Origin of the sequence: Pedobacter glucosidilyticus (assembly GCF_002483235.1) — a bacterium.
GTDB classification, from domain to species: domain Bacteria; phylum Bacteroidota; class Bacteroidia; order Sphingobacteriales; family Sphingobacteriaceae; genus Pseudopedobacter; species Pseudopedobacter glucosidilyticum_B.
The window spans coordinates 205090-229175 of sequence record NZ_DLHN01000027.1 but is presented as its reverse complement, the minus strand read 5'-3'; the positions used below and the strand labels follow the sequence as shown (position 1 = coordinate 229175).

Here is a 24086-nt window from a genome sequence, read left to right as displayed (position 1 = left end):
ACTACTGATATTTACAACAACTAAGACTTTTTAAGAGTAGCTATAGCAGCTGTTGTGATTTGCTTTCATTCTTTGAACTACTGATATTTACAACAACGATCCGCCAGCAGGGACGCGAACGCTTTTGGTTGTGATTTGCTTTCATTCTTTGAACTACTGATATTTACAACAACATTTAGTATTGTGTGGCCACATACACAAAAGTTGTGATTTGCTTTCATTCTTTGAACTACTGATATTTACAACAACAGAGTTCATAAACGTTATACCACTATCATTGTTGTGATTTGCTTTCATTCTTTGAACTACTGATATTTACAACAACTAAAAAAAATAATATATACATTAGTATCATGTTGTGATTTGCTTTCATTCTTTGAACTACTGATATTTACAACAACAGAGTTTAACAATAACATGAATGAACTTCTGTTGTGATTTGCTTTCATTCTTTGAACTACTGATATTTACAACAACATGAGTGAAGAGGTAATACCTAACTTATAAGTTGTGATTTGCTTTCATTCTTTGAACTACTGATATTTACAACAACGTGCATTAAAGAATACTATTCAAACAAGCAGTTGTGATTTGCTTTCATTCTTTGAACTACTGATATTTACAACAACAGGGTTATTTGGGAAATGCCCTTATGTGGTGTTGTGATTTGCTTTCATTCTTTGAACTACTGATATTTACAACAACTAGAGAATCTTTTACCAGTTATATGGAGAGGTTGTGATTTGCTTTCATTCTTTGAACTACTGATATTTACAACAACTGTTTCTTGTATAGTTTGGGTTTGTAATCCGTTGTGATTTGCTTTCATTCTTTGAACTACTGATATTTACAACAACACTGTTAGAGAGTTACAACAGTATTGTATTGTTGTGATTTGCTTTCATTCTTTGAACTACTGATATTTACAACAACAATAAATCAATCGTTTGGTTTGTATTATCGTTGTGATTTGCTTTCATTCTTTGAACTACTGATATTTACAACAACATTTTTCCGCATCAGGGTAAACCCGGCCAAGTTGTGATTTGCTTTCATTCTTTGAACTACTGATATTTACAACAACATACCTTAGTATAAGAAATTGTAAATCAGTAGTTTAAATGTAAAATCAGGAATTAAAAAAATCCGGTAAGTATATCTTCCGGATTTTTTTATGTTTAAAATTTAAATGCTAGAATTTGTTTTAGAATAATTCTAGCTGTTGTGGTGTGCTGGGCAGGTTCTTTTCTTCCTTACCATAAAACAGTTCCATCATCCCAAATTGTTTATCTGTTATGGTCATGATTCCGATATGCCCTTTGGCAGGAAGCAGTTTTTTTACTCTTTTTATATGAACTTCTGCATTTTCACGACTGCTGCAATGTCTCAGGTAAATGGAAAATTGAAACATCGAAAAGCCATCTCGCATGATATCTTTTCTAAAGCGAGTATATATCTGCCTTTCTTTTTTAGTCTCTGTAGGCAAATCAAAAAATACCAATATCCACAAAACGCGATATTGATTTAAGCGCATTTCCTAAAAAGGTAATTCGGGCTCGTCTGTACTTTTTTTACTTTCATATTTTGTGGTTTTTTCAGCAGCATAATTTTGATAATCATCATCATTTTTTAGATAGCTTACTCGTCTGGTATCGAAATCTCTCATTACTGGATAATTTATTTTTCTTACCGTACCTTCATAGCATTTAGCTAATGAAGCTGTGGTATATTGTAAGCCCACCATTAAAGGGCTAGTTCCTTTTTCAAAACTTACATCAACACTGGCTATACTTAATAATTGAGATTTTATGGCAGTATTTAGCTCTAAGAAATTCTCGCCATTATCTATAATTTTAAGCACAATTTTATCTATAAAAGGGCGGTAGGGCTCCATAATATCATCGGCCAAGCAATAAGCATTATACTTATTTCTATGATGTATGCCTAGGGTTGGTAATAGTCCAGAAGAAACTAAAGCTCTGGCAACAATAGCTCTTAAAATAGCGTAACCATAATTTAACAAATTATTAGGAGGGTCGCCGTCTCTACCCCTAAAGAAGTCTAGTTTTTTAGGAAAAACGTTTCTCCAGTAATAAGCTGCTGCTCGGCCTTCGTAATTATCCGGATCTCCAGAGCGTACAGCTTTAGCCCAATGAATCATATTTTCGCAAGCAATACCTCTTTCAAATAAAACGGCAGCCTGGTTTAAAATCTTAGCTTGTACAGTTTGTTGCCACAATTGCTTTTTTAAAGGTAATGAGGCATCTATTTGATATCTAAAACGTTCGCTTTGCGTATCATGTCCATCAAGAGGAAGAAGCATGCCTGTTGGATGGTGGCTTTTATCGCAAGTAATTACCGCTACTTTATTCTCTAATAAAGCAGCGATGCTAGCATGTGTTATGGTTATTTGCTGATGGTCTAAAATGATAACACCTATATCTTCAATAGGTACCAATTTAACGGATTCTTCTGTTCCCAAAGTTTTTAAATGGGGGAGATCTATCTGTAGTTGCCTGTCTTTTAGATTAAGATAAGCTGGGTTACTGAAGTACAGGGTTCTTTTAATCATTTTAGTTTTTCACTAGGGTTTATTCTCATTTAAATTTCTCCTAAACGGTAAATGTCTGCTAAATCATCAGCTCTGTTTTGAGCTAATAAATTATCAATAAACTTTTCATTAGGAATAATGAGTTCTGTAAATACTTCTATAGCTAAGCTTTCATGCGGGTAACGTTGTAAGTCTTTTTGGCTAACATAGGCTTTGATGTTAACTCCTGAATCCATCATATTGGCGAGGATGATATTTTCATAAGCTGCAATGTAACCTAAACGATATTCTTGAGAATTTACTTGAATAGCAAAACTATCGTAAATGTTCTCGGGTTCGCGTAATAGTTTTAATTCATCGCCATCTTTTATTAATTTTTGTGCCTTTCTAAAATCGTAATGAGATAATCCTCTAACATAGTTGTCGTATATTTTAACAAGTTTTGTATTAATGAAATTGTTATTTGGAAGTATTAATCCGCCGGCACCTAGACCTAACGATTTTAGAAAATGGTTACGGTCCATAATATTATGCTTTTGAGATGTTGCCTAGCCAATCAATTTTTAACTTGATACAACTATCCTGAATTTTCAACGGTTTAGATGCTGATTTCTTCTCATTCTTATCTATTGTTAAACTTTTTATAAAAACTTCTCCAGCTTCATAAGGAGAACAATCTCTATAAGAACCAAATTCAACAAAGTTTAATTCATTTTTAGGAATACTTTTCTTTCCTTCATTTCTACTTTTGATATCTTCTATTTGTTCATCCGTTAAATCCTTTTTTATAATAATTGTATTAGCATAATTATGAGGAATAAACTTACAATCCTTTCCTGTGAACATAACTACTTTGTAAACACGCTTACTAAATTTACTTTTATTTTCAATATTATCTAACCATCCTTTAAACTCGTCCTTATTTAAGTTTAAAACAGGGTCATCTATATTTTCTGGAAGATAAACCAAATCATTTTGTTGTAATGTAAATAAAACTTTCTCGGGTTTGTCTTTGTGTTTTATCCTATAATCTTCGCAGATACGTTGTTTATAGTTTTCGTCTTTCTCACGCAATGCCCTTTTAGCTATATCAGCAGAATCATATAGAGAAGCAATATCAAAAACTCGTTTACCTGCTTTTTCCATAATCATAAACAGATAATTGTCGCCTGTGACAACGTTTAATTTGTCATTGTTATCATATAGACGTTGCAATGTACTTTCTTCCGTCACTTTATTACTGTACCATACTTTTACTTTATAAACAGGTGGTTTGTGTTCAGTAGGTTTCTTTGTTTGAAACCTGTTTTCATTAAATGCTTTTAATCCTTCACCCATAAAGGCTTCTTTCATAGAATCATATTTTTTTCTGTGATCATCAATCTCAATTTTGAGAACTTCATCAATGACTTGAGAAATATCCTTTGCTGTTATTTTCGATATATCAATAGTTTTGGTGTCACGCAATAATCCTGTCTTAGGGTCTTTTGTTTTACCATAATTGGTTTCTTGGTGTAAAGCCCCTCTTATTTTCAATTGAGCGTTACCCCTATCATCTTTCTTTATTCCTAATTTATCTTTTGGCTTAATAGATACTACCATTGCTTCCAAAAGTGTTTGAGCTTGTTTAACTAAATCTTCGAACGGTTTTTCAAAATGTCTTGAACTTTCTATCTGTCTTTGTATTTTCTCTCTCCGGTTTTTTTCTAAATTGAAAAATGCTTCTAGAATTGTCTCATCTTCTTTTACTTCAAGATTAAATTCCTCTTTTCTTTTTAAAAGTTCATCTTGCAGATACTTATTAAGATTATTCAACCGCTGGATATGACTTTGCTCTGTTAATGCCACAACTAACGCATCAATAGCGTGATGACGGTGGTCGTATCGCTTACTCCAATTTTTGATTTTTAAAACTTTTTTATTCTTTCTTTCATCAAATTCTAATTTTACCCAGTCATCGTTTGTTTTTTGTGTTTCTTTATTCATATCCCAAAGCTCCATTTGTTTAAATCGGTCTTGTGTCAAACGCATAAATAAATCTCGCAATCCCCAACGGCTTCTTAAAAAACTTGTTATTTCTCCTGTACTTGTTTTTACATTATCGCTTCCTACAATTTTTGCTAATTCGCTTTTTACAGCTATGGAAATATACTGGGTATCTCTTAATTGACGCTCTACAAGATTGGTCGGGATCTTCTCAAGTAATAAATTCCTCTTCTTTTTGCCAAAGTAATTCTCATTAACATGCTTCAGATAAGCATCAGTACTTTGAATTTTATATCTTGAATTTTGTTGTGAAATATATTCCCAAGCAGTACGATTGCTTTTTTCTTCATTAATATTAGTTTCACAAACTACTAAATTAGAGATCGAGTTATCGAAATATCTTGTTTTGGGAATAACATGGTCAATATCATAAAGTTTATCATCAAATAACGCACTGAATGGAATTATTTCATTTTGTGTATATGGCGACATAAATTTTTGTTGCTCATATAGTTTATATTTCAAAATATTTCTTTCTGTTAAATCAATATTATTTTCAGTCAAAACTTTTTTAATCCTTTCATTCGTTTTCTGCCCTTTGATTTGTCCTTTATAAATCGTATCTCTTTCTTTTGCACTATTTTTTAAGTCCCTAGCCAACTCCACTCTTATCTCAAGTTGTTCGGGGTTGAATTTGTATTGTTTCCAAATGGCTTTAACCACTTGCATCGTTTCATTGGTTAATTGCTCCACTATCGGATTTCGTAAATTTCTATCTACTCTCTGTATTTCGTGATAGTCTTTGAATTGTGCTGAAATTTTTTCAGCCGTATGTTTACCATAAACTAAAGAAATCGCAAAAGCTTCCATAATTCCGCCTTTTTCTAGAGCATTCGGATTGCTTTGAACAAAATCAATTACATAATCTTGTAAATCATTAAAAATTTCTCCTGTTTGTATATCAACACTCTCATTTTTATTTAATCTTTCTATGTTGTCTTTAATGTTGTCAAATTTGATTTTTATTTGTTCCGAGACATTTTTAGGACTTAATTGCATCAAAGGCAAAATATTGAGGATTGCTTTTTCAGAAAGACTAGCATACTTTCTTGGGAACTTAACACTTTGGGCAAATTTCAAAGCCAACTCTGTCGCTAAATCTTCATCATTTAGTGGGTTTAAAACTTCTTTAATTGAAGAAACCTTTAAACTATTTGGGTCATATTCATTACCATTATTAGCATTATTAAAAATAGCTTCCCAAATTTTTTCTATTGCCTTTTTATCAATCGAATTAAGTGTTTCAAAATGCTCTCCTAAAACTTTCTTAATTGTGATTTGCGTATCACAACCAATAAGTTTCGCTTTTACATTTAATCCGTTTAAATATTCGGTTTTGTCACTTTTTAGTTTTACAATTCTTGAAACCTCGCTAAAACCTAATTGCTTTTGAGTTTGGAGTCTATCAAAAATTTCTTGTTTTTCATCATTAGTCAAAAATCTATCGGTGTATTGAAAAACATTCTTTTTCTTTTTCTCATTATACACATCTTGCTTTGAAGTAATGTACAAATTGTTAATTTGCTTCCAGCATCTGAATTGCTGAAACAATGGATGAGAATTAGCTAAAACTGTTTCTTCTTTCTCAAAAGGACATTTACTGATTAATTCCGTTTGGGGTTTTAATAGTCTTTGATAATAAATTACTTGCTCTTTTATAATATATTTCAAGCCATTTTTTATTGCTGCCTGTCTTAATTTTTCTTGTGTTTCACTTTTTCCCGGAAACAAATAATTCGCTATTTTTTCTATCGTTTCTTTTGGGCAATTATTTAAAATAGAATGAGCTTTGCTCTGAATATCCCAAACAGCATCAAATTCCGCTTGATAGCGACTACGCAGAAAAACTCGATTTCTGATTTTAGTCCATTTATTTTGTTTTAAATCCTGTAAAATCAGTTGGCTGATATACAAATTCCCCTGTTTAAGGTCTTCTTCTGTTTTCTCCATTTGCTTACGCCAATTCGTTTTTTGAGGCAAAGCAAAAACTACAGATGTTATATCCCCTTTTTTATTTCTTCTGATTCGTATTTCTAATTCTTCTTCCTGATTTATTTTTTCAGATAAGTTTTGAAGTTCTGTTTCACCTTCTAATTCTTCATCATCTATCAAAACAGTTACATCGAACTTGTTAAATTCCTGTCCTTTATTTTTTCCTCTTCCTTGAAATTTACTGCCTGATAATTCAATTTTCTTTATGAGAACTTTTTGAGTAATAACCTCATAATTTTTTATAACATCATTTTCATCATCATTATCTTCTTCTTTTTTTTTATTTCTTGTGTCATCATCATTATTTCCGCCTGAATAACCCCGCAATTGATTGAAACTATACAACACCTTTCCCAATTCTTCAAGAGCAATGGGCTTTTCTAATGCATTTATCCTTAATTGGTAATGTTTCAAAGAATTTAATTGCAAAGTTCCTTTTTTAATAGGAAGAAGCTCCAAATCTTGAATTTTAGTAGGTTCAGGAATACCATTCTTGAACTGAAATTGTTCGGGCAGCATTCCTAATTTATGTAGGATATATAATAGTTTATTTCTGCGAAGTTTATAACGTTTATTCATTTTACGAATATTACGCTTTGTTCTTCGGTCAGCATTTTTAGTTATTCCTACTCCTTTCTCATAATCTTGTTTATCAGTTCCCATCGGAATAATCCTACTTCCCATTCCAAGAATTTCTCCTTTTTTATTTTCAAAATCTTGTTGAACTAACGCCCATCCAATAGAGTTAGTCCCTAAATCAAGGCCTAATATATGTTTTGTCATAGTAGTTAATTAATTTTTAAGATAAATATATAAATAATTTTTTTTACAGTTTACGGTTTTCCGTATTTGTAATTAAAAAATAAATTATACCTTTGATAGTGAAAGCAAATCACAATAAGGATTATTCCGTTGTGAAAACATTTAGCGCCTCGACTATCTTCGGGGCTTTTTTGTTTCTTGTAGTGTAAAATTTTTACTGTTTATTTTTAATCAAAGGGAGGATTAATTTGTAACTCGTCTTGACTTACAATTAAGGCTTCTCAATAACTGATAAGAATTTCATAAACAAAAAAAACCGATACATACATATCGGTTTAAATCGTTTTAATGAAGATAATCTGTAATATTATAATATCCAGCTAAATTTATATTCTAGAGTTGGGGTTTTTATTCTGTCTGCTATTCTGATTAGTCTATCGGGTAATCTCATTAAGTATTCTCTGGCTTTTTCGCCGGCTTCATTTAAATCCTTAACTTCTTCTATCTTCCAATCAACAATAAGTTCTTTTAGGATGTCTACATAATCAATAGCAGTATAAACGCCTAATCTTTGTGCTGCATCTGTGAAGTGACCAAAAGTTTGCCCCATTTTTAAGCCTATTTCTCTTAAAAAATGAGCTGGCATAACAATTTTCTTTTTCATCATATCTTCAAAAGCAATCATCACTTCGCTGGCATCTACTTCAAATGCTTTGCTGATAAATGCTTTGTATGCTTTGGCGTGTCTGGCTTCGTCTGATGCAATAACACCACACATTTTAGAAAGTAGTTTATCGCCAACTTGTTTAGCTAAACTTGCAACTCTTCTGTGCGAAACATTGGTTGCCATTTCTTGAAAAGAGGTATAAATGAAGTTTCTGTAAGGGTCATGACCAGTGCCTATATCAAAACCATCTTGAATAAGGTATTGGGTTGAGGCTTCCATCATCCTCATGTTTACCCTGCCTGATAGGTACAGATATTTGTTTAGTAAATCGCCATGTCTGTTTTCTTCTGCTGTCCAAGCTCTTACCCATCTCATCCATCCTCCTTGTTCATTTCTAGAAACATCATCAACCATGGTTAACCATGATTCATAAGTTGGTAAAGCTTCTTCGGTAATGGTATCACCAATTAAAACAGCTAATAAATCGTAAGAAAGTTCTTTGGTGTTGCGTTGTAGTTCTTTTACTTCGTCAAAAAAAGTTTCTTTGCTAGAGTCTGGTAAAAAGTCTGCTGGCTGCCACATCTCTTCCACAGGCTTTAAATATTCAGACATTTCATTTAACATGAAAGGTTCTAAATACGTCATTACTTCTTTTCTTGATCCAACGGGTAATTCTAACATAAAAATTATTGATATTATATTCAAATATAAGCATATAGCATTATAATATGTAATATCTTTTACTTATTAAGGTAATGACTTGATTACACGAGCAATTAAAGGGTATAAAAAAAGGCTACTTTTGGTAGCCTTTCTGTGTGTTATGATCAAGGAAGAATTAAGCTCCCATATTTTTTCTAATGATGTTTAATGCACCTCCGGCTTTAAACCATTCTATTTGCTGCTCATTATAAGTATGGTTTACTTCAAATGTATCTGAAGAACCATCTGTATGATGAAGAACAATCTGAAGTGATTTGCCAGGAGCGAAATGATTTAAACCGATGATATCAATTAAATCATCTTCTTGAACTTTATCATAATCAGCAGGGTTAGCAAATGTTAAAGCTAACATACCTTGTTTTTTCAGATTGGTTTCATGGATACGGGCAAAAGACTTTACCAGTATTGCTCTTACACCTAGGTGACGAGGCTCCATGGCTGCGTGTTCTCTTGAAGAACCTTCACCATAGTTTTCATCTCCTACAACGATAGAACCAATGCCAGCAGCTTTGTAAGCTCTTTGTGTTGCAGGAACCGGACCATATTCGCCCGTTAATTGATTTTTAACGGTATCAGCTTTATCATTAAAATAATTGATAGCACCAATAAGCATGTTGTTAGAAATGTTATCTAAATGGCCACGGAATTTTAACCAAGGACCAGCCATAGAAATATGGTCTGTTGTACATTTTCCTTTAGCTTTGATAAGAAGTTTTAAACCTTTAAGGTCTGTGCCTTCCCACGCTTTAAATGGATCTAATAATTGTAATCTTGAAGATTTTGGATCTACCAAAACATCAACTTTACTGCCATCTTCTGCCGGAGCTTGGTAACCTGCATCCTCAACAGCAAATCCCTTAGCTGGTAATTCCCAACCTTTAGGCTCATCAAGTTTAACTTGTTCGCCTTTTTCATTGGTTAAGGTATCTGTTAATGGGTTAAAAGTTAAATCGCCAGCAATGGCTAATGCAGTAACCATTTCTGGAGAGGCAACAAAAGCATGTGTATTTGGGTTACCATCAGCTCTTTTTGCAAAGTTACGGTTGAAAGAAGTGATGATAGAGTTTTTTTCTTGTTTTTCTGCACCATGACGAGCCCACTGACCAATACAAGGACCACAAGCGTTTGCCAAAACAACTCCACCCATTTTACCAAATGTATCTAAGAAACCATCGCGGTCTACAGTGTATCTTACTTGTTCTGAACCTGGAGTGATGGTATATTCTGATTTAGCAATCAAATTCTTGTCTATAGCTTGTTGTGCAAGAGAGGCTGCTCTTGAAATATCTTCGTAAGAAGAGTTTGTACAAGAGCCAATTAAACCAACATCTAATTTTGCTGGCCATCCGTTTTCTTTAACAGCTGCTGCAAATTTAGAGATAGGCCAAGCCAAATCAGGTGTAAAAGGACCATTGATGTGTGGTTCTAATTCTGATAAGTTGATTTCAATTACTTGATCAAAGTATTGCTCTGGATTATTGTAAACTTCATCATCACCGGTTAAGTGTTCTTTTACAGCATTTGCTAAATCAGCAATATCAGCTCTGGCTGTATTTCTTAAGTAGGCTTCTGATTTTTCATCATAACCAAATATGGAAGTTGTTGCACCAATTTCTGCACCCATGTTACAGATGGTACCTTTACCTGTTGCAGATAGTGAACGAGCACCTTCTCCAAAATATTCTACGATATAACCTGTACCACCTTTTACTGTTAAAATTCCTGCCACTTTAAGGATAACATCTTTAGCAGAAGTCCAGCCAGATAATTTCCCGGTTAATTTAATACCAATTAGTTTAGGAAATTTTAGCTCCCAAGCTAGGCCAGCCATTACATCACAAGCATCAGCACCACCAACGCCAATAGCAATCATCCCTAAACCACCAGCATTAGGTGTATGAGAATCTGTACCAATCATCATACCGCCAGGGAAAGCATAGTTTTCTAGAACTACTTGGTGAATAATACCCGCACCTGGTTTCCAAAATCCTAAACCATATTTATTAGAAACAGAAGAAAGGAAATCGTAAACTTCTTTATTTTGAATATTTGCAGTTGCTAAATCTTTATCAGCGCCAACTTCTGCTTGTATTAAGTGATCACAATGAACAGTAGAAGGTACCGCAACTTGTGGCCTGCCAGCTTGCATAAATTGCAATAAAGCCATTTGTGCTGTAGCATCTTGCATAGCTACACGGTCTGGAGCAAAATCAACGTAATCTGTACCTCTTTTGAAAGCTGTATGAGCATTTCCATCCCAAAGGTGTGCGTAAAGTATTTTCTCTGTTAAAGTTAAAGGTTTTCCTACAACTTTACGGGCAGCATCAACTTTGCTTCCGTAGTTGCTATAAACCTTTTTGATCATGTCTAAATCAAATGCCATGGTATTGAATTGATTATAAGTTTAATATACGTTTCTATGTTGGGCGGCTAATTTACAAAAAAAAGCACTTTAGAATGCCATTTATGTGTACTTTTATTATTTATATAGAGTCTAAATAGGGTAAATGATCAATTCTTGAATGGATTCTGGAAAATTATAAAAATAATTTACCTGTATAGAAGAAATTTATTGAATTGAATGAAATTTATAACCCTTGGATTGCCAAAATTCCAGTGCTTTTGGAAGTGTGTATTTAAGTCTGTCATAAGCTTTTAAACTATCATGAAAAACTACTATAGAGCCATTTTCTGTTTGTTTTAAAACATTTTTTAGACATTTTTCTGGAGATAGTTGTGTATCAAAATCTCCACTTAAAACATCCCACATGATAATTTTTAGATCCTGATTGTTTTGAAATTGATTTAATAACGTGATTTGCGACTTTTTAATTCTTCCGTAAGGAGGTCTGAAAATATTTGTCTGAGTTAATTCCTGGCACTTTAAAATATTGTGGAGGTAAGTTTTATCATCTGATTTCCAGCCGTTAAGATGGTTATAAGTATGGTTTCCTATGGCATGTCCTTCGGTTTTAAGTTGTTCAAAAATTTGAGGATGTTTGTTGATATTTTCTCCTATACAAAAGAAAGTAGCTTGGGCATTAAACTTTTTTAAGATTTCCAACACAAATGGTGTAACAATAGGTATGGGTCCGTCGTCAAAAGTCAAATAAATAATTTTTTCAGCTCTGGAATTGTTCCAAACTAAGTTTTTAGGATAGAACTTTTTTAGTAGCCAGGGTGTTTTAACCAAATACATTGCTTAAGATTGCTTTATTTATAAGAAGCAAAGATGAAATATAAATATGAAATATATTAAAATGAAGTTTTTACTTAAGAATTTTAGTGCTTTTGCCTTTTTTCTGATTCTTTCATCAATAGTAAAAGCACAAGATTCTCTAAGAATTGATCTTAATGAGGCAATTAGGCTAACTTTGCAAAATAATCTACAGGTTAAGCAGGCGCAATTTCAGACGGATATTACTTCTGAGAACCTTAAACAATCGAGATATGAAATTTTGCCCAATATTAGAGGGGCTGCTTCTGCTAATAGGCGTTTCGGATTATTCTTTGATCAAATTACTGGTCGTCTTGTTAATGACGCAGATGGTTTAAATGGAAATTTAAATTCATCCGTCACTCTTTTTCAAGGTGGGCAATTAAGAAACCAAATTCTACAAAATAAAGTAACACTACTGGCAGATAAGACCAATATTGAGAAAGTTAAAAATGACCTTACACTTTCAGTAGTTACATCTTATTTACAGGTTCTGACCAATAGAGATTTAATAACGGCAAGTGAGCAACAAGTAGCATTATCAAATGCTCAACTTAATGTTGAACAAAAGAATTTTGATGTTGGTAATAAAACATTAGCAGATTTATCTCAAGTTAAAGCCCAATTGGCAACTAATGAGTTGAATTTGACCAATGCTAAAAATGCTTATGACCTCTCAATTTTAGAGTTAAAGCAATTGATGGAGTTAAATCCTCAGCAAGAAATTATAGTGCAAACTCCTAATGTATCTCTTCAATATACACATGTTTATCGTGAGGGAAATGAGGTTTACATGAAAGCAGTTGAAAATTATCCTGATATAAAACTTGCAGCATATAATGCGGAAGCACTAAAAACAGCTATAAAAGTCGCAAAAGGAGGGTATTATCCTTCTCTTTCTTTTGGTGGCGGATTAGGGACATCTTATTCTAATATTTCACCTTTTTCATTTAAAAGTCAATTAGAAAATAACGTGAGTAAATTCATTGGTGTTGATTTAAGTATTCCGATTTTTAATAATTATCGTTCTAGATCTGGTGTTAACATCGCCAAAATAAGATATCAAGACGCTTTAGTAACAGAGCAGCTTGCTAAAAACAATTTGAATAAAATCATCAATCAGGCAGTTTTAGATTTACGTTCAGCAGAAAAGAGATATGTTTCTACGCAATCCAGCTTAACTTCATCACAAGACGCATTTGAAGTCATTAAGAAAAGGTATGATGTGGGCTTGGCTAATGCTATAGAGTTAAATACTTCTCAAACCAATTATAACAAAGCTCAGTTTGATTTTATACAGGCCAAGTATGATTTGCTTTTTAGAGCAAAAGTTATCGACTTTTATTTAGGTAATCCTATCAATTTATAAATCAATACAAAATGAATAAGAAATTAAGAAATATATTAATTGTATTAGGTGTAGTTGCTATTGCACTTGTTGTGAGTAAGAAAATGGGCTGGATAGGTAAGCCTAAAGCTATACAAGTGGCTGTAACCAAAGCAGAAGTTAAAGATGTTATTGAAACAGTTTCTGCAAGTGGTAAAATACAGCCTGAAATTGAAGTAAAACTGAGTCCTGAGGTGTCTGGAGAAATTGTAGAGCTTCATGTTAAAGAAGGTGATATGGTAAAGAAAGGTCAGCTTTTATGTAAGATAAAACCAGATATTTTAGCTTCTGGATATGAGCGAACAGTAGCTTCATACAATGCACAAAAAGCAACAGTTGCCAGTGCACAACAACAAATTGTACAGGCGCAGGCTAATTTCAAGAATATAGAAGCTAGATATAAAAGAAACCAAACGCTTTATAAAGAAAAAGTAATATCCGCGGCAGAGTTTGATGCTGTACAAGCGGAGTATTTAACGGCTAAATCAAACTTAGAAACAGCTAAGCAAAATCTGATAGGAGCTAAATTTGGGTTAGAACAATCTGGTGCTGTTGTAAAAGAAGCTAGTGATAACTTGGCTCGTACCAATATTTATGCTCCGGTGGATGGGGTTGTTTCTAAACTTTCTGTAGAAAGAGGAGAGCGTGTTGTAGGGACAGCACAAATGACGGGTACAGAGATGATGACCATAGCTAATCTAAATAGTATGGAAGTTAATGTGGATGTAAATGAGAATGACATCAATAGGTTAAGCTTAGGCGATACCGCTATTATAGAAGTGGATGCCTTTTTGGATAAAAAGTTTAAGGGTATTGTAACGGAAATTGCAAGTTCTGCAAATGTGGTAGGAGAAACAGCAGATCAGGTAACTAATTTTAAAGTGAAGATTAGAATTCTGAAAACATCTTATCAAAATTTAGCACAACAAAATGCTGATGTATCACCTTTTAAACCTGGTTTATCTGCAACAGTTGATATACAAACAGAAAAAACAAGAGGTTTGGTTATTCCAATACAAAGTGTAACCATTAGGCAAGAAGAAAATAAAGACGAGAATAAGGAGGATGGACCAAGCAATAACGAAGAGAAAAATGGAAAAAGTAAAGAAAAGCCTAAAGAATATGTTTTTGTTGCAGAGAATGGGTTGGCTAAACAAGTAGCTGTTAAAACAGGTATTCAGGATGATCAAAACATCATTATTTTATCGGGTTTAAAAGCTGGTCAGCAAGTAATTAGTGCGCCTTACTTTGCCATATCTAAAACTTTAAAAGATAAAATAGAGATTGAAATTGTAGATAAATCAAAGCTTTTTAATACCGAAAAGAAATAGTGATTGGGTTAACTTAGATCACGCAATCGTTTGATTTTCGAGGAAAATCTGTAATTTGTCCCGTTCTGCTCAAGAGCGGGACATTTTTATTTAAAAACTATTTATTCAGCCATGCAGGATAAGTTAAACAGGATAGCCGTTATAGGAGGTGGTAGTTGGGCAACAGCAATAGTGAAGATGCTGAGCGACAATTTGTTGGAAAAAGATATCTATTGGTGGATGAGAAGTGAGGATGCTGCTGAGCATATTCGTAAATATAAACACAACCCCAACTATTTATCATCTGTAGAGATTAAGGTAGATGCAAATCATATTTATACTGATATAAGAAAGGCCGTAAAAAACGCACAAATTTTATTGTTAAATGTACCTGCAGCATTTTTGAAAGATGCTTTTGCTGATTTAACTCCGAAAGATTTAAAAGGAAAAAAAATTATTTCGGCAATTAAAGGCATCGTTCCTGATGAAAATCAAATTATAGCCGAGTTTATTCATCACCAATATCAAGTACCGTTTGAAGATATTGTAGTAATTAGTGGGCCATGCCATGCCGAAGAAGTAGCGTTAGAAAAACTTTCTTATTTAACCATAGCCTCGCCAGATTTACAATTGGCAGAAACATTTGCCTCAATGATTAGCAATAGGTATATCAAAACAAATATTTCTGATGATATTTATGGGACTGAGTATGCTGCTGTTTTAAAAAATATTTATGCAGTTGCCAGTGGTATTTGCCATGGTGTTGGTTATGGAGATAATTTTCAAGCGGTATTAATTTCTAATGCTATCAGAGAAATGGAGAGATTTGTTGCTGCTATTCACCCGATTAACAGAGATATTAAAGAATCCGCATATTTAGGCGATTTACTGGTAACTGCTTACTCTCAGTTTAGCAGGAACAGAACTTTTGGTAATATGATAGGGAAGGGATATACTGTAAAATCAGCTCAGCTAGAGATGAATATGATTGCAGAAGGGTACTATGCGGTTAACTCTATCCACCAAATTAACAAAACTTATAAAGTAAACATGCCTATTGCTAGAGCTGTTTATGCCATTCTTTATGAAAAACATTCGCCACATATAGAAATGAAATTATTAACAGAGGTTTTGACTTGAAGGATTTAAGTAGAAAGTAAAAAGATCTGAAATTGGCTTTTTACGCTATTTTATCTGTTGAATGCCACAAATTATTTTTTTAGAAAGTTATTTGCCAAATCTTTTGCGGTTTTAGCCGATTATCTTAGTTTTGCGATACAAAAAATTGACCATGAGTGTACTTGTAAATAAAAATTCGAAAGTTATTGTTCAAGGTTTTACCGGAAATGAGGGTACTTACCATGCTACCCAGATGATTGAGTACGGAACTAACGTTGTTGGCGGTGTAACACCAGGAAAAGGCGGACAAACCCATTTAGACAGACCCGTATTTAATACGGTTAAAGAAGCAGTTGAGAAGGCTGGTGCAGATGTATCTATCATTTTTGTACCTCCGGCATTTGCAGCAGACGCTATTATGGAAGCTGCTGAAGCTGGAATTAAAGTTATCGTTTGTATTACTGAAGGTATCCCAACCAAGGATATGATTCAGGTTAAAGAATATATAGCAGATAAAGATTGCCGTTTGATTGGACCTAACTGTCCAGGTATTATCACTGCTGATGAAGCTAAAATTGGTATTATGCCAGGTTTTATCTTCAAAAAAGGTAATGTTGGTGTAGTTTCTAAATCAGGTACTTTAACTTATGAGGCAGTAGACCAAGTAGTAAAGGCAGGTTTAGGTATTACTACGGCTATTGGTATAGGTGGCGACCCTATCATTGGTACCCCAACTAAAGATGCTGTAGAGTTGTTAATGAATGATCCGGATACGCATGGTATCATCATGATTGGTGAAATTGGTGGTGGTATGGAAGCAGAAGCTGCCCGTTGGATTAAAGAACACGGAACAAAACCAGTAGTTGGTTTTATAGCTGGTCAAACAGCGCCTCCAGGACGTAGAATGGGGCATGCTGGTGCTATTGTTGGTGGTGCAGAAGATACTGCTGCTGCTAAAATGAAAATCATGAGCGAATGTGGTATCAGAGTAGTGGAGTCTCCTGCTGGTATTGGTGCTGCAATGGCAGAAGAATTAGCAAAACTTGCATAAACAATAATAATCTAAAATAAACTTTAAAGGCTGGAATCTCAATCCGGCCTTTTTTTATGGGCTTATTGGGATATAAATATTTACCAATGTGCCACTCCCAAAACGGCTGTCATATTCTAAATTTCCTTTTAATGAATGTACTCTGTTTTGTATGTTTTTTAATCCTATGCCAGAAGTCTGATTCACTTCCTTCACATTAAAACCAATTCCATTATCTTCTATAGTTAGGGTGATGCCCTGCGGGTCTTTAAAAATCTGTATACTAAGCTTTGAAGCTTTGGCATGTTTAACCACATTATTAACCGCTTCTTGTATGATTCTGTAAATAGCAGTTTCTATATTTTCATCAAGCTTTTCATCTAACCCTTCTGTTTCAAGACTGATTTTAAGTTTTTGCTCGTCAATTTTATTGATAAATTCTCTTACAGCAGAAGTTAATCCAGATTTTATTAAAGCATTGGGCATCATTTGGTGCGAAATAGAGCGCATTTCATCATAGCTTTCATTAAGCAAGGAGAGTGATTTTTCTGCAAATAAACTTTGTTGTTTGTCTTGCAAATTTATTTTTGAAACTAAACCATGTAAATTCATTAATGCGGCAGAGAGTGTTTGGCCAACGCCATCATGTAAATCACTAGCAATACGTCTTCTTTCTCTTTCTTCTGCTAATAAAATTTCTTTAACCATTAGCTCTTGTTGTTTGCTAGCCTCTTCTTTTAATTTCATTTGTTGTTTTATCTTCTGCCGATTGAAAAGAAGGTAGGCTGTTAAAATACCTAGTGCTATTACAATAATTGCAAACAGGAGATAGCTGTTTTTTTGTTTTAGTTGTAGCTGATTAATTTGTGCCTGCTGGTTAAGGTCTGCAATTTTAAGTTCTTTTTTTTCTGTTTCGTATTTAGTTTTAAGCTCTTCTATAATTTTTGTTTTATCAGAGTTGAGTATAGCATCTTGCATTTGATTTGATACAAGAAGCTTTTGGTAAGCTTGCTTAAAGTTTTGATCAGAGGCATCAATTTTAGAAAGCTGTTGGTAAGTTTCTTTCAGTATTTCTGTTTCCTGAATAGCTGAAGCTAAGTTCATTGCTTTTTTAAACCAACTTATAGCTGCTATAGTATCTTTTAAAAGCTTATAGGATAAACCAATATTATAATAACTATGACTTAAGTATTTTTTATCGTTTGCCCGTTCAAAAGAGGTTTTACTTTTTTGATGAAAATCAAGAGCAAGCTTATGCTTGTTGATGCTGTTATAAAGGCTTCCTATATTTTGATAGGTCATACCAAGGTTGCTTTCAGAACCCTTTTTTATTTCATAAGCCAGAACCTTTTTATAGTAAAATATGGCAGAGTCTGGTCGTTTAAGCTTTTCATAAGCAGAGCCAATATTATTGAAGCTGCTGGCAATCTCATTTTCGTCTTTTGCTTTTTGTACCAGATGGTTGTAATTAAAAAAATACTTCAATGCTGTTTTATAATCGCCCTGTATGTAGGTAGCTATTCCTAATAAATTTAAAACCCGGCCTTCACCATTGGGGTCATTAACTTTCCTGAAATATTTTAAGGCTTCTAAACCATATTGTATGCTTAAAGGGTATTCGTTTTTATGATTATAAGAAGTTGCAATATTGAGGTTTGCTTTACCAATTTCCAAATCATCTTTTAAGGTGGTAAAAATCTCTAAGGCATCCTGATAATACTGAATAGCTTGGTTAAAGTTACTTTTTGCATGCGCATATATACCTTTAAACTTTAGCGCATTTGCCTTCCCTTTGGCATAGCCTGCTTTATCAGACCATTGGTAGGCTTGTTCTGCATAAACAATCATGCTATCGGGCATAAGTAGTTTTTTTCTAGCCTGCTCGTTTAAAAGGTCTATTTTTTTCCTAAGCTCTACATCATCCGTTTCTTGTGCATTTAGAGGTATAAAATAAATACACAAACTTAATAAGGTAATTAAAAGAAGTTTTACATAAGCGTTTATCATATAGCTACAATCTGGATTTTAAACCGGTAAAAAGAAAGTGATGAGTGTGCCTTTATGTGGTCTGCTATCTAGTTCTATGGTGCCTTTCATGGCATATATCCTGTTCTGCATATTTTTTAAACCAAAACCTAGGTGCTGTATTTCTTTATCAAAGCCAACGCCGTTATCTTCTATAGATACGGTTAAACCTTCCTCATCCTGTAAAATCTGAATGGTTAATGCAGTAGCTTTGGCATGTTTAATAACATTGTTTGTTGCTTCTTGTATAACTCTGTAAATAACAGTTTCTATGTTTTCCTCTAATTTATGGTTTAAGCCAATAATTTCTAAACTTATTTTTAGTGCTTGATGATCAATTTTATTGATAAATTCTCTGATAGCAGACGCTAAGCCAGACTTTAAAAGCGCATTAGGCATCATTTGATGGGAGATGGACCTCATTTCCTCATAACTTTCATTTAGAAGTGCGATAGATTTTTCTGATAACAATATCAGTTGTGGGTCTTGTAAGTTTGTTTTGGCTATCAAGCTGTTAAAATTTAGCAATGAGGCTGATAGTAGCTGGCCTACTCCATCATGCAAATCAGAAGCAATACGCCTTCTTTCTCTTTCTTCTGCTTTAAAAATCTCTTTTGTAGTAATTTCGTGTTGTTTGTTTATTTCTTGCTGAAGCCTCACTTGATTTTTAATTTTTTGTCTGTTGAGTAGTAAAAAAGCAGATAAAACACAAAAACCAATAAAGATAACTGCGGCATAGAGGTAAATATTGGTTTGCTTTATTTCAAGTTTTTGTATGGCTGATTGTTGATTTAATTCAGTAATTCTGCGCTCTTTTTTTTCTGTTTCAAATAACACATTAAACTGATTGAGTTCTTTTTGTTTTTCTATTTTAAACAAAGAGTCTTTTAGGGTACTATAACTGATGTAATTTTCTAAGGCTAGTTTATGCGCTCCTTTAAGCTCGTAAATATCAGAAAGTAATTTTCTAGCATCCATCATTTCTGGAATAGAGGCACAATCTGTGGCATGTTTAAGAGCATTTTTGGCAAAGGCAAGTGACGAATCCGGGTTAACCGGCACATAATTTCTAGCCAGATGAATGAAGGTAAAAGCCAGCTCTTTCTTATTGTTAAATGCGGTATGGCCTTGTATCGCTTTTTTTAAAAATGATACTGATAGCTTAAAATTCCCCATTTTTCCATAAGCTAAACCTATATTTGCCCTTACTACGGGTAAAAATTTATCTACTTTTAAGTCAATAAATTTTTTTTCTGCAAGTTTTGAATAATATAAACACTTCTGATAGTTGTTTAAATAGAAATATACCGAGCCTAAATTGGCTTCGCTTGCTCCCATTTCAAAAGTTTTACCTAATTCTTTATAAATCTCATAAGCTTCTAAATAGTACTTTAAAACCTTTTTATATTCTTTTTGCGCTTTAAATAGAATTCCCAGATTTAAATTAATCATGGCAACATCTTCTTTACTATTATTTTTTTTATAAATCTCATAAGCTTGTTTATAATAAGAAACTGCTTTTGGGAAATCTCCTTTCTGATCATGAATACCTGCTAAATTGTTATAACTGTTGGCTATGCCAATAACATCATTTATTCTTTTTTTAATAGCTAGAGATTTTAAATTGAGTTCCAAAGATTTATCAAAATTACTTTGAGCCTCATATACCACAGCTAAATTATGGTAAGCAATTGCCAGTACAGGTAGGTTATTATTTTTTTGGGCTAAAGAAATTGCTTTCGCTCCGTACAACCTTGCACTATCAGGATAATGGTATCTATACTCCCAACAAATCTTAGCCATTACATCCTCGGTATCTTTTTGCTTGCTTTTAAGTAATTGTTTAAGACTATCAATTTTGGTAAAGGCTAATACCTGCATGTTGGATAGGCCTATAAAATATATAAATACGATAAGCCAAAAGGCTTTAAAGTTGATGAGTTGAGGTTTACTTTTGATAATCACGGATTTTTTAGGATTAGCGATAAAGATAAGTTGATTTTAGCTCTGCATTTCTTAATTTAAAGATAATATCTTAGCGCAAATATTTTACTCATGAATATATTATTAGTTGATGATCATATTATCCTTAGCGAGGGTGTAGAGTATCTTATTAAAGAGCATTTGAAACCACAAAGTATTCATAAGGTAACTTCTGGTGCTTTTGCATTGGCTACATTAAAGTCTACCGCTATAGATTTAATGGTTACCGATTATAGTATGCCAGACATGAGTGGGTTGAATTTAGTTAAACAAGTAAAACAATTATTTCCTGATTTAAAGGTGATTGTTTTAACCATGCATGATGAAGCCCAAATGGTACAAGAGATGGTTGCAGCAGGCGTTGATGCCTATCTTCTAAAAAAATATACACACCATGAACTCTTACAAGCCATAACCATTGTAATTAATGGCGGGCATTTTTGGAGTAAAGAAATCAGCCAGTTATTGGTAAAAGGTTATACACAAACCCCAGAGGAGGCAGAGCTTACAGATAGAGAATTGGAAGTCTTAAAATTACTTTGTGAAGAATTAACCAGTAAAGAAATTGCTGAAAAACTGTTTATTGGCGAGCGTACAGTAGAAACGCACAGAAAAAATCTATTAAGAAAAACAAAATCTACGTCTACAGTTGGCTTAATTAAATACGCATTCTCAAAAAAAATCATATAAACTACGTAAAGTTACGGATACAAAATCAGTAATTCAACGGAAAACACAGTGCCCCAACATGGTTTAGCTTTACTAAAAAAAAAGCAACCATGAAACAAATTAAAAAAATTTTAATGATTTGCCTGTTGATTTCCGGAGGAAGTCTTATGGCACAACAAATTCAGTTAGGCGAGTTTAAACCTAAGGATACCTCTTTTGGTTTAGGAAAGCTAAAAGGTAAAGCTAAAAAAGTTTATATCGCAGCCTTTAATGTAAACTATCAGGTTTATAATGAAAAGCAGGATTTTAAACAAGGAGGTTCAACATTGGGCGGAGGGTTTAAAGGAGATGCTTTAGCTGAAATTTCTGTAGGGTTAGATGGTCTTACCAACCAAGATGTTCAAAAAATTACTGATAAGCTTTATGCTGATTATGTGGCTCAATTAAAATCAAAAGGATTAACCATTGTAACCGTAGATGAAGCAGCAAAAACCAGTGTTTATGCTGATTTTGAGAAGCTTAAAGGTGGAGAAATCAGTTTAGCACAATTACCAGGTACACTATCAAGCGCACCAAGCGGATATGAGTATTTTGTTAAAAAGGTTGATAAATCTGGTAAAGCCAAAAGTGGAGGCTTTTTAGGTACAACTGCAAGTTTATATCCAAAACTTTCTAGTGAGTTAGATGACGCTATTATTGCTGAGGTAAATATGTATGTTCTTTTTATAGAAAGTGCAAACGCCTTTAAAGGTAATGGTGCAAATATTAAAGTACAAACCAACCTCAGGATATCTGGCCCCGAAGCTATAGAAATGACAAGCGATAATAAGGTGAAGTTTAAAGGGCAAAATGAATACTTTATGGCTAGTAGCGGCGTAAATTTCTATCACGGCAAGATGGGAATGGGGGCAACTACTACATATTCTGGTTCATTAAGTAAATCATTAGAAATTAATGGTGTAATCGAGGATACCAAGCTTCAAAGCTTTGCTAACAGAAGCTACGGTACAGCCAATCAAACGGTTTATGGTACTTTCTTTACGGCGCAAAACAAATCTGCTAAAAATTCTAAAATTGTAGAGGTTGACGGGGCAAAGTATTACGAGGGAGTTTACATGGCAGCAAAGAAATTTATGGATCATCATACTCAGGAGTTTCTTAAAGGATTTTAAGCAGTAAAAAATTTAAAAATGAAGGCGCTGTCTTATATACTCTTGGTAGTAACATTTGTGCTAAGCATGGTGATCAAAGAATCTCATGCACAGAAACTTGATTATGCTAAAGTAGCTGATAGTCCGGAGCAAACCATTAACCACATGCTTAATATTGCTCCTGTAGAGGGCTTTGTTTCTACCAGTAAATATACCGCCAGTTCATTAATGTTAGGTATAAATGGAGTTTATGGTTTTAACGACAAGCTTGGTTTTGAGGGTTATGCAGGCATTCCTTACTTTACAACAAAAGGCATTAAAGGAGTAAGCTATGTCCAGGGAGGTGCATTTTTTAATATTTCTACCAAAGAAAAAATGAAAGAAACTAAAGTCATCTTAAATTATAAAAGAACTCTTGATGTAATCAGCAGTACAGAAACTTATACTTATTTAGCTGTACCGGCAAAAGTTAAACATGTTTTGGGTTTAAGAGCTGGGATACAACATAACAGTAGTAGCTTAAGAACCGATGGGATTAAGATTGCACAAGCAGAAGCTGATTTTAAACTGACCGGTATATATGCCGGAATCCAATCAACATCAAGTCATCTGATTAAAACACAGCTTAAAGGAGAGCCACAGGCAGTACCCACCGGATCTATCTATAAATTATTTGCAGATGTGATGGTTTATCCGGTAAGTAAAATTGATAATGCGTTTTTGTCAGACCAAATCAGTAGCGGTAATCTAGGGGCAAGGGCAGGAGTAGTATGGGTACAAAATCCTTATGCTAAAAAGCACCAAACAGATGCTTACAATCCATTTTTGGGACGTATGAATATGGCTTTAGAAATTGGAAGCAGACCCATAGATGGCTTTTATTTTAAGGGAGGTGTTTATTGGGGTATAATTTATAGATAACTGCATAAGCTTCATGGTTGAAGACGAAGCTTTTGCAGAGCTATCACCACCAGTGTATTCTGGTGGTGTTTCTAAAAATAAATAGAAATGAAAACTAAACAAGTAAACATTTTAATCATCTTGTCTTTACTATGTACACTTACTGTAAAGACGGTTAAAGCACAAAATTTACCCTTAATTTTAGGAGATAGCGTAGAAGTATATGGACCATTTCAGCAGGTTGTTGTTGCAGGTGAAGTACTTAAAGTAAGAACAAAATTATTAAGACATTGGGGTACAACCTGCCAATACGATGTAGAGATTACCAATACCGGTACTAAATTGGTATCAGCCAGAACAGGCTTACTGATGAATAATACCAATAGTTTAAATATCAATACTTCTGTTAACTTAAGTCTTAAGCCTAATTATTATGTGATTTATAAATTGGAGATAAGAGAATGTTTAAAAAGAAGAGAAAAAAATCCAATCATCAGTTGTATGACATGTCCTCCGGTACTAGGATTTTATCAAGCCTCATCAAAAAAATAAGA

At 33.5% G+C, this 24086-nt stretch carries 17 protein-coding genes and 1 CRISPR repeat array; of the genes, 8 read left to right on the top strand and 9 right to left on the bottom strand.

Annotated features, from left to right (window positions below; translation table 11 throughout):
* Nucleotides 1–51 precede the first annotated feature (51 nt).
* Nucleotides 52–1084: direct repeats of the CRISPR family, unit length 46 nt; unit sequence GTTGTGATTTGCTTTCATTCTTTGAACTACTGATATTTACAACAAC.
* 120 nt (nucleotides 1085–1204) lie between these two features.
* The 7 genes from cas2 to B2745_RS12380 form a co-directional block, all read right to left on the bottom strand.
* Nucleotides 1205–1534 (bottom strand): CRISPR-associated endonuclease Cas2, encoded by a 330-nt coding sequence (gene cas2, locus B2745_RS12410; RefSeq protein ID WP_304067078.1) that lies wholly within the window; start codon nucleotides 1532–1534, stop codon nucleotides 1205–1207.
* Between the two features lie 3 nt (nucleotides 1535–1537).
* Nucleotides 1538–2572: a type II CRISPR-associated endonuclease Cas1 gene (gene cas1, locus B2745_RS12405; RefSeq protein WP_304067077.1), complete on the bottom strand. Its 1035-nt coding sequence runs from the start codon at nucleotides 2570–2572 to the stop codon at nucleotides 1538–1540.
* A gap of 29 nt (nucleotides 2573–2601) precedes the next feature.
* Nucleotides 2602–3075 carry an HIRAN domain-containing protein gene (locus B2745_RS12400; RefSeq protein ID WP_304067076.1) on the bottom strand — a complete coding sequence of 158 codons (474 nt, stop codon included), beginning with the start codon at nucleotides 3073–3075 and terminating at the stop codon, nucleotides 2602–2604.
* 4 nt (nucleotides 3076–3079) lie between these two features.
* Nucleotides 3080–7372 (bottom strand): type II CRISPR RNA-guided endonuclease Cas9, encoded by a 4293-nt coding sequence (cas9, locus tag B2745_RS12395; protein ID WP_304067075.1) that lies wholly within the window; start codon nucleotides 7370–7372, stop codon nucleotides 3080–3082.
* Nucleotides 7373–7718: 346 nt separating this feature from the next.
* Entirely contained in the window at nucleotides 7719–8699 is a 981-nt protein-coding gene (locus B2745_RS12390) for an acyl-ACP desaturase (RefSeq protein ID WP_304067074.1), read from the bottom strand.
* A 157-nt stretch (nucleotides 8700–8856) separates the two neighbouring features.
* Entirely contained in the window at nucleotides 8857–11124 is a 2268-nt protein-coding gene (locus B2745_RS12385) for an aconitate hydratase (RefSeq protein ID WP_304067073.1), read from the bottom strand.
* Nucleotides 11125–11310: 186 nt separating this feature from the next.
* The gene (locus B2745_RS12380) at nucleotides 11311–11940 is read right to left on the bottom strand and encodes a polysaccharide deacetylase family protein (protein ID WP_304067071.1); all 630 of its coding nucleotides are present in this window, start codon (nucleotides 11938–11940) and stop codon (nucleotides 11311–11313) included.
* 46 nt (nucleotides 11941–11986) lie between these two features.
* Here B2745_RS12380 and B2745_RS12375 point away from each other — a divergent pair, with 46 nt between their 5' ends.
* The 4 genes from B2745_RS12375 to sucD all read left to right on the top strand — a co-directional run bounded on the left by B2745_RS12375 (nucleotide 11987) and on the right by sucD (nucleotide 16825).
* On the top strand, nucleotides 11987–13327 hold the full coding sequence (locus B2745_RS12375; protein ID WP_304067069.1) for a TolC family protein: 1341 nt from the start codon (nucleotides 11987–11989) through the stop codon (nucleotides 13325–13327).
* An 11-nt stretch (nucleotides 13328–13338) separates the two neighbouring features.
* A complete protein-coding gene (locus B2745_RS12370) occupies nucleotides 13339–14676 on the top strand; it encodes an efflux RND transporter periplasmic adaptor subunit (RefSeq protein WP_304067067.1) in 1338 nt (445 codons plus the stop codon).
* A gap of 111 nt (nucleotides 14677–14787) precedes the next feature.
* Nucleotides 14788–15795: an NAD(P)H-dependent glycerol-3-phosphate dehydrogenase gene (locus B2745_RS12365; RefSeq protein ID WP_304067064.1), complete on the top strand. Its 1008-nt coding sequence runs from the start codon at nucleotides 14788–14790 to the stop codon at nucleotides 15793–15795.
* 151 nt (nucleotides 15796–15946) lie between these two features.
* Entirely contained in the window at nucleotides 15947–16825 is an 879-nt protein-coding gene (gene sucD / locus B2745_RS12360; protein ID WP_026904166.1) for a succinate--CoA ligase subunit alpha, read from the top strand.
* A 54-nt stretch (nucleotides 16826–16879) separates the two neighbouring features.
* Here the strand turns inward: sucD and B2745_RS12355 are convergent, their stop codons facing one another.
* Nucleotides 16880–18811: a tetratricopeptide repeat-containing sensor histidine kinase gene (locus B2745_RS12355; protein WP_304067061.1), complete on the bottom strand. Its 1932-nt coding sequence runs from the start codon at nucleotides 18809–18811 to the stop codon at nucleotides 16880–16882.
* A gap of 18 nt (nucleotides 18812–18829) precedes the next feature.
* Entirely contained in the window at nucleotides 18830–20794 is a 1965-nt protein-coding gene (locus B2745_RS12350; protein ID WP_304067059.1) for a tetratricopeptide repeat-containing sensor histidine kinase, read from the bottom strand.
* Between the two features lie 90 nt (nucleotides 20795–20884).
* Between B2745_RS12350 and B2745_RS12345 the strand changes: the two genes are divergently transcribed.
* The 4 genes from B2745_RS12345 (at nucleotide 20885) to B2745_RS12330 (ending at nucleotide 24084) form a co-directional block, all read left to right on the top strand.
* Nucleotides 20885–21502: a response regulator transcription factor gene (locus B2745_RS12345; protein WP_304067056.1), complete on the top strand. Its 618-nt coding sequence runs from the start codon at nucleotides 20885–20887 to the stop codon at nucleotides 21500–21502.
* Between the two features lie 89 nt (nucleotides 21503–21591).
* On the top strand, nucleotides 21592–22653 hold the full coding sequence (locus B2745_RS12340; protein ID WP_304067049.1) for a hypothetical protein: 1062 nt from the start codon (nucleotides 21592–21594) through the stop codon (nucleotides 22651–22653).
* 66 nt (nucleotides 22654–22719) lie between these two features.
* The gene (locus B2745_RS12335; protein WP_304067047.1) at nucleotides 22720–23553 is read left to right on the top strand and encodes a hypothetical protein; all 834 of its coding nucleotides are present in this window, start codon (nucleotides 22720–22722) and stop codon (nucleotides 23551–23553) included.
* 87 nt (nucleotides 23554–23640) lie between these two features.
* Nucleotides 23641–24084, top strand: a complete 444-nt coding sequence (locus B2745_RS12330; RefSeq protein WP_304067045.1) for a hypothetical protein — start codon at nucleotides 23641–23643, stop codon at nucleotides 24082–24084.
* Nucleotides 24085–24086: the final 2 nt, after the last annotated feature.